At 40.6% G+C, this 15,504-nt stretch carries 11 protein-coding genes; all 11 read right to left on the bottom strand.

The genetic code is table 11. The features are described 5' to 3' along the window. Positions 1-80: 80 nt before the first annotated feature. Positions 81-2,486: an efflux RND transporter permease subunit gene (locus tag P162_RS05950; RefSeq protein WP_031426333.1), complete on the bottom strand. Its 2,406-nt coding sequence runs from the start codon at positions 2,484-2,486 to the stop codon at positions 81-83. Positions 2,487-2,550: 64 nt separating this feature from the next. Beyond that, on the bottom strand, positions 2,551-4,668 hold the full coding sequence (locus P162_RS05945) for a DUF5686 family protein (protein WP_241077736.1): 2,118 nt from the start codon (positions 4,666-4,668) through the stop codon (positions 2,551-2,553). Positions 4,669-4,770: 102 nt separating this feature from the next. Continuing rightward, positions 4,771-5,334, bottom strand: coding sequence for a ribosome recycling factor (gene frr / locus P162_RS05940; RefSeq protein ID WP_031426331.1), 564 nt, complete (start codon positions 5,332-5,334; stop codon positions 4,771-4,773). Positions 5,335-5,384: 50 nt separating this feature from the next. After that, positions 5,385-6,092, bottom strand: a complete 708-nt coding sequence (gene pyrH / locus P162_RS05935) for a UMP kinase (RefSeq protein ID WP_031426330.1) — start codon at positions 6,090-6,092, stop codon at positions 5,385-5,387. A 926-nt stretch (positions 6,093-7,018) separates the two neighbouring features. After that, positions 7,019-7,843 carry a translation elongation factor Ts gene (gene tsf / locus P162_RS05930; RefSeq protein ID WP_031426329.1) on the bottom strand — a complete coding sequence of 275 codons (825 nt, stop codon included), beginning with the start codon at positions 7,841-7,843 and terminating at the stop codon, positions 7,019-7,021. A 126-nt stretch (positions 7,844-7,969) separates the two neighbouring features. Continuing rightward, the gene (rpsB, locus tag P162_RS05925) at positions 7,970-8,785 is read right to left on the bottom strand and encodes a 30S ribosomal protein S2 (protein ID WP_031426328.1); all 816 of its coding nucleotides are present in this window, start codon (positions 8,783-8,785) and stop codon (positions 7,970-7,972) included. 227 nt (positions 8,786-9,012) lie between these two features. Beyond that, positions 9,013-9,399, bottom strand: coding sequence for a 30S ribosomal protein S9 (gene rpsI, locus P162_RS05920; RefSeq protein ID WP_031426327.1), 387 nt, complete (start codon positions 9,397-9,399; stop codon positions 9,013-9,015). After that, positions 9,400-9,855 (bottom strand): 50S ribosomal protein L13, encoded by a 456-nt coding sequence (gene rplM, locus P162_RS05915; protein WP_031426326.1) that lies wholly within the window; start codon positions 9,853-9,855, stop codon positions 9,400-9,402. A 283-nt stretch (positions 9,856-10,138) separates the two neighbouring features. Beyond that, the gene (locus tag P162_RS05910; protein ID WP_031426325.1) at positions 10,139-10,924 is read right to left on the bottom strand and encodes a DUF3667 domain-containing protein; all 786 of its coding nucleotides are present in this window, start codon (positions 10,922-10,924) and stop codon (positions 10,139-10,141) included. 140 nt (positions 10,925-11,064) lie between these two features. After that, on the bottom strand, positions 11,065-12,327 hold the full coding sequence (locus P162_RS05905) for an ATP-binding cassette domain-containing protein (RefSeq protein ID WP_051907797.1): 1,263 nt from the start codon (positions 12,325-12,327) through the stop codon (positions 11,065-11,067). Between the two features lie 230 nt (positions 12,328-12,557). Next, positions 12,558-15,410 (bottom strand): DNA polymerase I, encoded by a 2,853-nt coding sequence (polA, locus tag P162_RS05900; RefSeq protein ID WP_031426323.1) that lies wholly within the window; start codon positions 15,408-15,410, stop codon positions 12,558-12,560. Between the last annotated feature and the right edge of the window lie 94 nt (positions 15,411-15,504).

Genomic DNA, 15,504 nt, shown 5'->3' with positions numbered 1-15,504 from the left:
GCAGGGTAACGCCCAAAACCAACAAATGAACTAAAAAAATGGCTCAAAAAAGAGAATATTCGATGCTTAAAATGAATATTTTAAATCCCATCAAGTTTATTGTCCTCGTCCCCATCAGGGTCAATGATATCAATGCTGGGTTCTTTAAATTCCTTTTTATTGGCAATATTCCGCTCCAGCGAAAGCAAAAGCGACGGCAATAAAAGAAGGTTTGCAAACATGGCGAAAAGCAGTGTAGCCGAAACAAGTCCGCCCATAGCGATGGTGCCGCCAAAATCACTAATCATAAATACCGAAAATCCAAAAAACAGTACAATCGATGTATAAAGCATGCTATGCCCCGTTTCTCGTACAGATGCATACACTGATGTTTTTATTTTCCATCCGGTTTTCATCAATTCCTGACGGTATTTTGCTAAAAAGTGAATGGTATCATCTACGGAAATACCAAAGGCAATACTAAAAACCAGAATGGTAGAAGGTTTTAAAGGAACACCTAAAAATCCCATGAGACCAGCTGTAATTACCAATGGTAGCAAATTAGGAATGAGCGAGATCAGGATCATTTTAAAAGAACGGAACATCCAGGCCATAAAAAGGGCAATAAGAAATATTGCCAGTGACAGGCTTATAATAAGGTTGTTAACCAGATAATCTGTACCTTTTTGAAAAACCAGGGCTTTCCCGGTAAGGCTTATGTTATAGTTTTCCTTAGGGAAAAGGGCATTTATCTTCGTATTGAGGTTGTTTTCAACCTTTTCCATCTGGTCTGTGCCTATATCCTGCATAAATGTAGTCATACGGGCGTACTGACCGGTACTGTCCACATAACTGTTCATCAAACCTGCATTATCACCAAAACTGCTGGCGTACGGTAAAATAAAGTTGCGCTCGTTTGAGGTGGGAAGTTGGTAGTATTTTGGCGCACCATTATAGAAGGCCTGTTTGCTGTACTTGACCAAATTCACAATGGATACCGGTTTAGAAAGTTCTGGGATTTCGGTAATGGTGTTGCTCAGCTCATCCATACGTTTGAGCGTAGGCAGTTTAAGGACACCTTTTGGCCTTTTGGTATCGATCAAAATTTCAAGCGGCATAATGCCATCAAACTCATTTTCAAAGAATTTTATATCTTCATAAAATGTCGTGCTTTTCGGCATATCCTCCAGTAAACTACCTGAAACGCGAATCTGTGACATCCCGATCATACTTATGATCAGCAGCCCCAGGGAAACCATATAAATCGTGATTCGGCGGTTGCGCACCATATTTTCCATCCAACTAACAAAGCGTTCTATCCATGATCTGCCCAGGTGTTTGAGGTGACGCTCCTTAGGCGGTGTCATGTAACTGTACATTATGGGTATGATGAGCAAGCTCAGCAAGAAAATAGCCAGAATATTTATAGAGGCGACCACACCAAATTCCTTTAATAACGAACTTTTGGTCAATATAAAAGTCGCAAAACCAGAGGCCGTGGTAATGTTTGTCATCAATGTAGCATTACCTACTTTAGTGATTACACGCTGAAGCGCCTTTACCTGATTACCATGAATTTTGTATTCCTGCTGATATTTATTGATAAGAAAAATACAGTTGGGAATCCCGATAACAATAATAAGCGGCGGGATAAGCGCGGTTAATACGGTGATTTCATACCCTAGAAGACCTAAAAACCCAAAAGCCCACATCACGCCTATCATTACGGTGATCATTGCGATCATCGTGGCGCGATAAGAGCGGAAAAAGAAAAAGAAGATCAGGGAGGTAACCAGTAAGGCGCCGCCCACAAAAATCCCTATTTCATCAATGATATTTTTACTGTTGAGCGTTCTAATGTAAGGCATACCGCTTGCCCTAACGTCAACGCCAGTCTCAGCCTCAAAACTTTCGATTAACGGGTTGAGGTGTTCAAGGATAAAAGTCTTACGGGCCGGTGTATTTACAATGTCCTTTTTGAGATAAATGGCGCTGCGCACCGCACCAGATTTTTTATTATAAATAAGGCCCTCGTAAAAGGGCAGGCTGTCAAAAAGTTGTTTTTTATAATGATCAGCTTCCGTAAGCGAGGTTACCTTTTTTCCTATAAAAGGTACAAAGTCAAAACGTTTGGGATTGTCTTCTTTCTGTAGCAGTTTTAAATCTTGTAAAGAAACGGAAAGCGCTACCTCATTATAACGGTTAAGGCTGTCTGATAGAGCATTCCAGCGGTTAAGTACCTCTGGCGTAAATAAGGAGGAATCCTGAATTCCCAGAACAATAAGGTTTCCTTCTTCGCCAAATCTGTCAATAAAATGCTGATATTCCTGGTTGACGGGATGGTCTGCGGGAAGTAAGTTGGCCTCAGTATAGCTAAAGCGCATATCCTTCCACTTTGTGGCCAGAAAAACGGTGGCCGCCAGGATCAGTATTAGGATTACCAGGCGATTGCGCAAAATAACGCGGGCAACACGGTCCCAAAAACCAAAGGTCAAAAATTTCTTCATCTTAAAAATTTAGCGGATGCAAAGTTACTTGTTTACGCTATGTTTTAGTACAAATAACTGAATTTTAAAGGGAAAGGTTGAAGGTGAACTTAAAGGCTACATTATCCTCAAAATTGGGAAGACTGTACGCACCATATCTATAAGTAAGGCTGGTACCAAAGCCGAATATGATTTTATTGAGCTCAAAACCACTTTCAGAATAGCCGTGTTTAAGGGATTTAAACTGTACGTTGAGGTGGTTCTGCGGATTGCTTACATCGCCTATGGCATAACGGGTGAGGAAAACCAGTTCTGGCTTGAATTTTTTACCAAAATCAAAAGGTTTTAACCGGTGCTTTATCTCCATCGTAGCAAGCCTGTCTGAATAAAATTCCCCAAAATACATGGTCTCAAAACTGTGAATGCCCGCTACCGAAAAACGTCCCAGAATGGTAGGTTTATTGGGTGCATCAGGAAAAGCGTGGTATAATTGAGTTAACGGGATATCACCAAATGCCAACTTTCCTTCAACCAGAAACTGGGTCGTGGATTTGTTTAAACGGACTATCTGATAAAAAAGGTTGGCACCAATTTTAGTATAACTGAAATCACTATTAAAGACGTTTTTTATGCCCTGAGTTATTTGCGCAGTAGCTACGGGATACCCATCATAAATTTCGGTGGTGCCCGCTTTTGTGTGCATATACTTGCTGAAGGGCGTCCAGCGAACACCAAAAGTCGCCTCGCTCAGTATATAATCCGTATAGCGTTTTCCATCGTTTAAAAAGGTATAAGGAATGATCTGTTCTATGTTTATATTGGCTAGTTGCAGTTCAGAAAGAACTTTAGGGGTAAGCCGATATTCCTGATTGACCCTAATTGTTTTATGCGCATAATACTGGCTGATGTTTACTAACCTGGGCTCAAAAAGAGAATATACCCGGCGGTCTGTAAGGTAATTGTAGCTCCCTACTTCCTGTATGTCATCGTTATAGGTGAGGCTTAACCAGGCGCCGTGGTATTCATTGAGCAATATACCGCCGCCCACGCCATATTTAAAAGCTTTGTCCTTAAAGCCATAGGCCACATAACCTTCCAGGCGAAAACGATCAGAGAACTGGCTATTGGTCACTCCGCCCATACCTAATCTAAGGCCTTCATAATTGTTGAATTTAATAGGGTAGGTAAGGTCAAAATCAAAGAAGTTTACTGAATAATAGCCTATCCCAAAGTTGTCGATCACTTTAAGCCTATTTTCAATATTTTGACTGGATACTATTTCCTTTAGGAAACCAAAGCTATTGAGATCATTTTGTGTTAACTGCTCTGGCCGGTATTCGTCCCAGAAGGAATCAGGCTGTGTGTCAGCATCTTCTTCCACCTGAATAGCAAGACCTCCACGTTCAATGGTTATGGATGGTGAAAAGGAGAAATTGGTGTTTATTTTGGTTGAAATCAGGTATTTTCCTTCAATAGCGCTATTTACCGGATTTTTTTCAACTGTGCCCACTGCTATTTTCCCTTTAAAAAAGGAAAGTCTCTTATCTGTTTTCCCTTTTTCAAGATAGAGTATATTGGTTTTCGGCATATAAATATCCTGTTCTGGCAGGTAGCTGTTCTCCTGAACCATACGTACGATGATATCATCGTTCAGGTTGATTATTGCCCGTTGTAGGGCAAGCGATTCCTGATCCAGCCACAGGGTGCCTACCAGACCGGGGACAGCTTCAGGTCTTTTAGGGGCGAGGGCCACTTTGTAACTGGGTCTGTTATTAATGATAGTATCACCCAGAAATGTATAGTTATAATGTTTTAAGCCCCTATTTGAAAAAGGACCGGCATACCTATAATTAAAGATTACAAAATCTTCGTCATAGAAAGATCTGGATTCTATGGTCGTGGCCATAATTTCATAGCGCGGCTCATCAAATCCTGCCATGCGTATACCTTCTACACGTTCAAAAAACCCAACCTGTTTAATGAATTTGTTCTCTGATACCATTTCAGAAAAGAACGAGTGCGGACTGTCATCCTTGTTTTGGAGTGAATCTGTGATAATGGTTTTTTCATAAGTATCGTAGGCAAAATGTTGTAGCGCCTCTTGAGGATTGTTTGCGGCACTTCGGTTTATGGCTCTTTGCATGAGCGTATCAACGTCTATATTTTGCTGCGCCATAAGGCTCATGGGCGCTAAAAGAAGCAAAAAAAATATCTTTTGTATCACTGGATTGGGCTTGAGGAATAGGGAGTGAATGTAGCAAAAAAAAAGCGACCATCTGGCCGCTCTTAGCTATTGTTTAACGTGTTATACCGTAAGTATTTCCTTTTCTTTTGCGATGTGTACATCGTCTATCCTTTGGATATATTTATCGGTAAGTGTTTGAATATCTATTTCTGCGTTTCTGCATAAATCTTCCGCCAGACCCTCTTTTTCAAGCTTTTTGATGTCATTATTGGCATTTTTTCGATCATTTCTAACCCCTATCTTTGCTTCTTCTGCTTCGGCTTTAGCCTGTTTTACTAAATCCTTACGACGTTCTTCGGTAAGCGGCGGCACATTGATGATAACGCTTTCCCCATTGTTCATGGGGTTAAAACCCAGGTTAGAGTTCATGATCGCTTTTTCGATCTCATGAATCATTGCCTTCTCCCAGGGTTGGATGGACAAGGTCCTTCCATCTGGTGTATTTACGTTTGCGACCTGACTCAATGGTGTCTGGCTGCCATAATAATCTACCATAACGCTGCCCAGCATGGCGGGGCTCGCTTTGCCTGCACGTATATTTGTCAATTGCTTTTTGAGATGGGTGATGGCGTTATCCATCATCTCTTTTGTAGTGTCTAAAATAAACTGAATATCCTCGTTCATACGTTAAAATTTAGCCCTTTGCGGGTGAAAAAATTAGTCAAATGTACTAATTATAAATTTACAGTAGTTCCCACGGTCTCGCCGGAAACAACTTTCATCAGGTTTCCTTCTTTGTTCATGTCAAAGACGATAATGGGTAATTTATTTTCCTGGCTCAGGGTAAAAGCCGTGGTATCCATAACTTTTAGGCCTTTGCGAATAACATCTTCAAAGGTGATAAAATCAAATTTTACCGCGTCTTTGTTTTTTTCTGGATCACTGGTATAAATACCGTCTACACGGGTACCTTTTAAGATCACATCTGCGTCAATTTCAATTGCGCGCAATACCGCGGCAGAATCTGTTGTAAAATAGGGGTTTCCCGTTCCACCACCAAATATAACCACGCGCCCTTTTTCCATATGTCTTATGGCACGGCGGCGTATAAAAGGTTCTGCTACCTCGTTTATTTTGATAGCACTTTGTAATCGTGTTTGAACCCCCGCAATTTCAAGTGCACTTTGTAATGCAAGGCCGTTAATGACCGTGGCAAGCATGCCCATGTGGTCGCCCTGAACACGGTCCATGCCGGTGCTGGCACCAGCGACACCCCTAAAGATGTTACCGCCACCTATCACGATGGCTACCTGTACACCCTGATCAACTACTTTTTTAACCTCATTGGCGTATTCGGCAAGGCGTTCAGGATCAATACCATATTGCCTGTTGCCCATCAAGGCCTCTCCAGATAATTTTAAAAGAATACGTTTGAATTCCATAAATTTAGGGTTGTTTGCGCGCAAAGATACGTTTTAATGGGTTGTTGAAAAAGAAAGAATTCATACAGGTCAAAAGGTCTTGATTTACTTTTTGGCCAGCCCTCTTTTGCTTCCTGTAACGTATTGAATTTCAAGAAGTACTTATTGATAAAAATGGTACCGTAATAAAAAAATTGAAAATTCTAAAAGCTTATTACATAAAAACAAACTGCCTTAGTTATGGTCTAGATTCTTTGATCCCGGAGTTGGTTTTGGCAGTTTCAATAATTTTTGGGCGTTTCCCTGCGGGCCGGGCTTTACGTTGCAATCTTTTTGCTCTTGCATCACAAAAAGGATTTTCACTGCAATCCCTAACGCGAAGCCGCTTTTCAATCCATAAGGTCCCAATTTACCGTTGTTCTGGAATTACGGACATTTTGATTAATAAGCGAAGGGATTGGGCACGATAAGCAGCATAAAAACTATTAAAGCATTAATAATCGCTATCTAATTAAAAAACCTTCCAATTGCAATGATCAAACTATGTTTTTTTCTTTTTAGTTGTGTGCTTGCCGTGCCCTGAAGTAAGGGTTAAGGAGTTTCCATATTTTTGAAGATCCTCCCCCTCGCGAAAACGGATTTTGGCAGATTTCTCTATTTTATGGCAGATGATCCAACGTGTTCCGAAACTATTGAGACCAAAGATAGAGCCGTTTTAGAGCTTTTTATAATCAAGCACTGGTCAGAATTTATAGCTGAAAAGTACTGATTTCAGGTTATTCTAACCGCTTTTCAGCTGATTTTTAGTCTAATTGAGATATCGTCAAAAGAAATTGAATCAGTATTATCGAATCAATTGTTTTGAAATTTGGGAAACCGTTGAAAAATAAAAAAGCCATTCTGGATTTATCCAGAATGGCTTTTTAAAATGGGGTAGATTAAAAATATTAAGCTAAAGCTACGCGCTCAAAACCTACTACTTTAACATCACCAAGTGTTTTTACATACTCGGCAACGCTCATTTTATTGTCTTTGATATATGTCTGGTTTACCAGCGTATTATCTTTAAAGAAACGGTTTAATTTTCCTTTTGCGATATTGTCAAGCATTTCTTCTGGCTTTCCTTCCTCGCGCAATTGATCTTTAGCGATCTCAATTTCCTTATCAATAGTATCTTGTTGAACACCTTTTTCATCAAGGGCAACAGGGTTCATCGCTGCGATCTGCATAGAAACGTCTTTTGCGACTTCTTCTGCGCCATCAGAGGCAGCAGAAAGGGCAGTAAGTGCTGCGATTTTATTACCAGCGTGAATGTAAGAACCTACAAAAGCAGCCTCAAGTACGCGGAAATCACCTATCTCCAGTTTCTCTCCTATAACACCCGTTTGCTCTGTGATTTTTTCTTCAACGGTCATTTTATCGCTGAACTGAGCTGCAAGAAACTCCTCTTTTGAATTATGGTTGATGGCGATATCGGCCATTTTGTGCGCCATAGTAACAAAATCATCATTTTTTGCCACAAAATCAGTCTCACAGTTTAGAGAAATGATAATGCCTTTTGTAGCATCTTCATTTACCTTTGCTATGACAGCTCCTTCAGAAGAATCCCTGTCGGCACGTTTAGCGGCGATTTTCTGACCTTTTTTACGCAAGATCTCAATAGCGCTGTCAAAATCACCATCTGCTTCCACAAGGGCATTTTTACAGTCCATCATACCTGCACCGGTTGTTTTCCTCAATTTATTTACGTCTGCGGCGGTTACCTTTGCCATATCTTTTAATTTTTATTGCTGTTATTAATTGTTCCGTTATAAACACAAGTGTCGTTTAAAGTAAAAATCGCTCAGCACGATACAAAGATGCGATACTGAACGATGTTTATTATAATCAACTAAAGTTTACTCTTCTTCGTCGTTTTTGTCAGCTTTTGCTGCTTTGGGCTTAGAAGGCTTGTCACTTGATTTATCGTCTTTTTTAGCTTTCTTTTTCTTTGGCTTGTCTTCACCATCATCATCTTTCCCAGCTTTACGTTGAGAAAGACCATCTGCAATAGCATTGGAAACCGAAGAAATGATCTTTTCGATAGATTTAGAAGCATCATCATTAGAAGGGATTGCGTAGTCTACCTCACGTGGATCTGAGTTTGTGTCTACCATCGCAAAAATGGGAATGTTTAATTTCTGTGCTTCTTTAATGGCGATGTGCTCATTTTTGATATCTACCACAAAAAGTGCGCCTGGCAAACGTGTCATATCTTCGATAGAACCTAAGTTTTTCTCAAGTTTATCACGCATACGGTTCATTTGCAATTGCTCTTTTTTAGAAAGAGAGTCAAAACGGCCGTCTTTTTTCATACGGTCTACGGTTTGCATTTTCTTCACCGCTTTACGAATGGTCACAAAATTGGTGAGCATTCCACCAGGCCATCTTTCAGTAATGAAAGGCTGTTTGGCGTCTGCTGCATGTTTTGCAACAATTTCCTTAGCCTGTTTTTTAGTAGCTACAAAAAGGATTTTCCTTCCTGAAGATGCAATTTTGGTCAAAGCTTCATTAGCCTCTTCCAGTTTTGCAGCGGTTTTATATAGGTTTATGATGTGTATCCCGTTGCGTTCCATATAAATATATGGCGCCATATTGGGATCCCATCGTCTGGTAAGGTGGCCAAAGTGTACACCTGCATCCAGCAATTCTTTTACATTTTCTGTCTTTGTCATTTCTTGACTTAGTTTACGTTCCCGTTGTAGTAGCAATAGGCAAGTGGTCTGCGCACGGCGCATCGCCTTGTCTATTTAGATGCTAAACTAACTTCCCAATTTTTAAAGTTGGGACAACGACTTAATAATTAGTTTTTAAATTCAGTTCTAGGAATTTGCTTAGGGTGAACCCGGCAAATTCGATAAAGTTTTCAAAATCTCCCGAATGCTTTCGGGAATGAAAAATATTATCGTTTAGAGAACTGGAATTTCTTACGTGCTTTCTTCTGTCCAAATTTCTTACGTTCCACCATTCTTGGGTCACGTGTAAGAAGGCCTTCTGGTTTAAGAATACCTCTGTTCTCTGGATCAAGTTCACACATTGCCCTGGAAAGTGCAAGGCGAATTGCCTCTGCCTGACCGGTAATACCACCACCAAAAACATTCACTTTGATATCAAAGTTCTTGTCATTTTCTGTAAGCATAAGCGCTTGGTTTACTTTATACTGCAATGTGCCGGTAGTAAAGTAATTGTTAAGCTCACGCTTGTTTACGGTAATGTCACCCTTTCCTGGAGCAAGGTAAACACGTGCAACAGCCGTTTTTCTACGGCCTATTTTGTGAATAACTTCCATTTACTTGAGTTCGTTAAGATTAATTTCTTTTGGTTTTTGAGCTTCCTGACCGTGGTCAGCCTTGGCATAAACCTTTAGATTGCGAAATAATGCTGCGCCAAGTTTGTTCTTGGGCAACATACCTCTAACTGCATTCTCTACAAGACGCGTAGGGTCTTTTGAATAGAGTTCTGTAGCAGTTAAGCTTTTTTGACCACCGGGGTACCCTGTGTGACGTATGTATGATTTACTGTCCCACTTTTTGCCCGTTAAGTTGATTCCGGCTGCATTGATAACAATTACGTTATCACCGCAATCAACGTGTGGTGTGTAGCTAGGCTTGTACTTCCCGCGCAAAAATTTTGCAACGATGCTCGAGAGGCGACCCAGCGTTTCTCCTTCAGCATCCACAACAACCCACTCTTTATTGACGGTGTTCTTGTTGGCAGATACTGTTTTGTAACTTAATGTGTCCACACTGATTAAATTTATTATTAAACATTCCTTTTCCTGCCCCAGATTCACATCTAGGGAAAACAGGGCTGCAAATGTACAATTATAAATTTATATGGCAAACTACACGCTATTAATAATTTATGAGAAAACAAAGTGACCGTTTTTATTAATATGAGGGAGATTTAAAAGGATCTAAATTTCTTTTTAGCTCATTCTAAGAATTGTTTGCATGCGTGTGAATAATTCTGGGGTTCATAATATAGAGATTTTAGCATTATGCCTAAAATATCTCGATTATATCTGATCATGCTTTCAGTGGAAGAGATCCGGTAAGAAACATCATTAGAGCTGCTGCAATACTTAACAGAGCGAATATAAAACCAGACATTAATGTAAAAAATAGAGTTCGAAAAATTAAACCTTTAATACTCAGTCCAAATACTTTTTTATAAACATACGTATAATAAACAATTGTCATGAATATCATTACAAACGCGAAAATGCCATAATCCCATCCTATAATAAGACAAAACGTTCCGGCTAGAGTAGCCAGTATAGCGTATTGGGAATAGGCATAAAAATTAAGTATAAGATGTTCCGCATAATTGTATTTCTTAAGCGTTTTAAAAACAATCCAACCAATAAATGCCATTAAGGGTATCGAAGCAGATGTAAGGAGCGTTTGGTAGTCAAGGACCGCGATAGACATAAATCCCGTTTTTTCTGACCCATACATATTAGCGAGTGCATCCGGATAGAATTTTTTGATTACAAAAACTTGTAGTCCCGAAATGGTCAAAGCCATAGCAAAATAACTTACTGGATTCATGTAGCGTTTGCGAAGGCCTATCACAAAACCATTTATGACACTATCTGGCCTAATCCAGAGATCTATAAAAGTTTTAGTAAATGTATTCTCAAGACTGAAAAAACTCTCTGAATATACTGCAAGTAACCTTTTTAGGTTAAATCTCAGTTCCTTTATTTTAGATCCACAGTTTAAACAATAATTGGCGTTGGATTCCAACTCATGCTTACAATTAAGGCAGTTCTCTAGAGGCTGAAAAGTAGTGGGTAAGTTTTCACTCACAATTTACTTTGAATTGATGAGCTTGCTAAAATAAGAATAAAACAATGAAAAAAAACTTATCTTAATTAATTGGCGTTATCAGGCTTATTTTTATCGGATTTTGTCTAAAAATAGGTCATTTTAAATGAAAATTGACAGCTTTAGACCTTATTGTTGTTACTGGAAGTTACTTTGCTTATTGAACCTTCGGTTGAAGGTAATAGTTCAAGAACCGCCCTGGGCTCCAGCCCTTTTTCTACTCTGTGGGAGACAAAGACAATCGCCATCGCCGTTTGAGATCTAAACGTTGTGATCAGTTCAATAACGAGGCCGGCTGCGATGTCATCTAGACCTTCAGTGGGTTCATCAAGGATAAGAAGGGATGGGTTTTTCACAACGGCCCGTAAAATAAGCCCAAGGCGCTGCTGGCCGGGTGATAATTTATTGAAATTATGGTTTTTTAGATTTTCCATTTTGGCAAGTTGAAGCCATTGCAGTGCTTTATTCTGCTGAAATGTGGAAGGTTTGTCATAAAGTCCCACGGAATCATAAAAGCCGGAAAGTATCATTTCCTTCAACGTATTGTTACGCTGAAAAAGCTCGATCATATTGGGTGCAAAATATCCTATTTGCTGCTTGATCTCCCAGATGCTTTCCCCACTCCCTTTTTTCTTGCCAAAGAGGTAAAGTTCCTGTCCATAACCTTTAGTGCTTTCTCCCGTAATAAGCGAAAGTATTGTGCTTTTCCCTGAACCGTTAGGGCCTATCAATTGCCAGAAATCACCCTGGAAAATCGTCCAGGATATATCTTTTACGATAGGTTTGCCGTCATAGCTAACGGAAATCTGTTTCATTTTTACAAGCTCATCCTTTGTTTTCCTGGTTTTTGAGCTGTTTTCGGGTAGATTTAGGTGGTTTTTTGATACTTTTTGATCCTTTTCCAATTCCGCTGAAAGAGGAATAAGATCGAATTTTTCCCCTGATAGTTTAAATTTCTGATCTATAAACCCTAAAAAATCTGCTGCGCGGCTGGCCAACTGGATCAGGGTTGTCTTCCGTGAAATTTCCTCCAGGGTTTTAGAAAATACGACTCGCGATTCCTGATCTAAATGATCTAACGGATTGTCAAGAACAATAAAATCGGGATTTTGCTTTAAAATATGCTCTATAAAAAGCTTTTTCCGCTCTCCGGAAGAATAGGTTGCGAGTTTTCTGTAAGCAATTAGGCACTCGTCGTATCGGCGCTCTTCTTCGTGAATTTTTTCAATGACAAAATCTGAGAAAATCAGGCCTTTGCCATCGCAAAATTTTTGTAAAATGGCTTTTTTTTCATGGGAAAAGAGTTTTGCTATTAAACCCTTTTTATTCACGCTGTCACTGAGCAGTAATCCCAAATGTATTTTTGAACTATTCGTGTTACTCATCAAATATACTGTGTCTTAAAAACTTCCCTCAGAATTTATTATTGAGAAAACTGGTTTCTCTTTATTTTGTGTTTATCAGTATTTTTCAAGTTTCGCGTTAGGGATTGAAGTGACTTTGTCTGCCCCTTCCGGGAGGAAACCTTTTTGCGAGAAACGAGCAAAAAGATTGCAACGCAAAGCCCGACCCGCAGGGAAACGCCCAGAATATAATTGCACCAAAACGTTTTCAATTAATGCGCCTCCAGCCAGTTTTCACCAACGCCCAATTCAACATCGAGTGGAACATCAAGAATATAAGCTTGTTCCATTTCGGTTTGAATCATTTCTTTTACCTGCTCTAATTCAGGCTTGTAAACATCAAAGACGAGTTCATCATGCACCTGCAATAGCATTTTAGTTTTATAATCCTGATCCCGTAATTTTTTATGGATGTTGATCATCGCGATCTTGATGATATCTGCCGCACTTCCCTGTATGGGCGCGTTTACCGCGTTACGTTCTGCCGCGCCGCGCACCATCTGGTTGCTGCTGTTGATGTCTTTTAAGTAGCGCCTTCTGCCCAGAACAGTTGAAACATATCCGTTTTCACGCGCGTAACTTACCTGCTCGCTCATGTAATTGCGCAATTGCGGGTATGTTTTGTAATACGTGTCTATAAGTTCTTTGGATTCGCTGCGTGAAAGTTCGGTCTGGTTGCTGAGCCCGAAAGCGGAAACACCGTAAATGATCCCAAAATTTACCGTTTTTGCATTGCTGCGCTGCTCGCGGGAAACGTCTTCAAGCGCAACATCAAAAACACGAGCGGCAGTAGTGGCGTGAATGTCCTGCCCATCTGTAAAAGCCTTCATCATGTTTTCTTCCTTGCTCAACGCAGCGATGATACGCAGTTCTATTTGCGAATAATCTGCTGCAAGCAAAATGTAATCTTCATTTTTGGGAACAAACGCCTTTCGTACCTGGCGACCACGTTCGGTGCGTATGGGGATATTCTGCAAATTGGGATTGTTGCTGCTCAAGCGACCGGTAGCGGCCACGGTTTGCATATAATCCGTATGCACGCGACCAGTAGATGGTTCTACCTGCTCAGGCAACGCATCTATATAGGTGCTTTTTAGTTTGGCCAGACCGCGATAATCCAGCACATGTTGAATAATCTCATGATCTGGCGCAAGGTAGGAAAGCACATCTTCTGCGGTGCTGTATTGGCCGGTTCGGGTTTTTTTCGGTTTGTCGACCAACTTTAATTTGTCAAAAAGAATCTCGCCGAGCTGTTTTGGCGAACCGATATTAAATTCTTCGCCAGCCTCTTCATATATTTTTGATTCCAGCGAAATAATATCTGCATTAAGTTCTTCTGATAGGGATTTAAGGAATTTTTGATCCAGGTTTATACCCTCAAGTTCCATGTCTGCAAGCACCTGCACGAGCGGGATTTCAATCTCATCAAAAAGTTTTTGCGTCTGGGCTTCGGTGAGTTCTTTGGCAAAATGTTCTTTGAGCTGAAAGGTGACATCTGCATCTTCCACGGCATATTCTGTCTGCTTTTCAAGCGGAACATCGCGCATGGTTTTCTGGTTTTTGCCTTTTTTGCCGATGAGTTCTTCAATGGGAACCGGAGTGTAATTAAGATACGTTTCTGCCAGCACGTTCATGTTGTGCCGCATGTCTGGGTTGATCAGATAATGCGCCAGCATGGTGTCAAACAGTTTTCCCTTGAGCCTGATGTTGTATTTATCAAGTACTTTAATATCGTATTTTAAGTTCTGGCCTATTTTTTCAATTCCTTCTGCTTCAAAAAACGGCCGCAATTGTTCAATAAGTTCCTGCGCTTTGTCTTTTTCTTCAGGAAACGGAACATAAAAACCTTTCCCTTTTTCCCATGAGAAAGCAATGCCCACAAGTTCTGCCGTAATGGGATCGAGGCCAGTGGTTTCCGTATCAAAACAAACAGATTTCTGTTTTAGTAAATTCTGCAAAAACAAATTCATTGCCATTCCCGGGGCGATGCTTTGATAAAGGTGCGAAGTATCGGCGATGGTTTTACGGGCGTTACGCTCTTCAATATCCATCGCGGGGCTGTTTTCACCGAATAAAGAGAATTGACCTGATCCTGCCGCGGCTGCTTTTTCGGCGGAAGAAACCAGTTTTTTTGCGGTTTCGGTATTGGAAACTGCCGCGCCCACAGAGGCTTCGGCTTCGCCAGAAAATATCTTGATAAACTGGTCTTTCAACCTACGGAATTCCAGCTCATCAAAAATCTCCTGTACTTTATCTGTATCAGGTTCTGAAAGTTCATAGCTCTCTGCATGAAACTGCACATCACAGTCGGTCATTATAGTTGCCAGTTTTTTGGACAACAATCCCTGTTCGGCAAATTCAATGACTTTTTCCTTCATTTTGCCTTTCAGCTTATGGAAATTCTCTAATAGGCCTTCCAGCGAACCATATTCCTGAATGAATTTTTTTGCGGTTTTATCGCCCACACCGGGAATCCCGGGGATATTATCGCTGGCATCGCCGCGCATTCCCAAATAGTCAATGACCTGCTCCGGGCGCTCGATCTCAAATTTTTTCCGAACTTCTGGGATTCCCCAGATTTCAATACCATTGCCCATGCGCGCGGGTTTGTACATAAAGATATTTTCTGAGACCAGCTGCGCATAATCTTTGTCTGGCGTGACCATAAATACCTGATAGTTCTCTTTTTCTGCCTGCTTTGCCAGGGTGCCAATAAGATCATCAGCCTCGACTCCCAGTATTTCTACATAGGGAACGTGCATAGCCTTCAGGATTTCCTGTATGATGGGCACCGCTATACGAATAGCTTCTGGGGTTTCATCCCTATTCGCTTTGTAGGCCTCGTACATTTCAACGCGTTCATGACTGCCACCTTTATCAAAAGCGACCGCTAAATGGTCTGGTTTTTCCCGTTTGATAACGTCAAAAAGGGAATTTACAAAACCCATGACCGCAGAGGTGTCCTGACCTTTTGAATTGACACGCGGATTTTTAATAAGTGCATAATAACCGCGGAAAATAAGGGCGTAGGCATCAAGAAGGAACAGGCGTTTTTGCGTTGACATAAGTTTATTTGTGTAAAATGGGAATAGATCTCAAAAATAAGGATTCCTATGAAGTTATAGGTTTTAAACGTTGAAAATTGGGCTGAAAGAAGGC

It is taken from the genome of Flavimarina sp. Hel_I_48, assembly GCF_000733945.1.
GTDB lineage: Bacteria > Bacteroidota > Bacteroidia > Flavobacteriales > Flavobacteriaceae > Leeuwenhoekiella.
The sequence above is the reverse complement of the archived record's forward strand: the minus strand, read 5'-3'. Positions and strand labels throughout refer to the sequence as shown.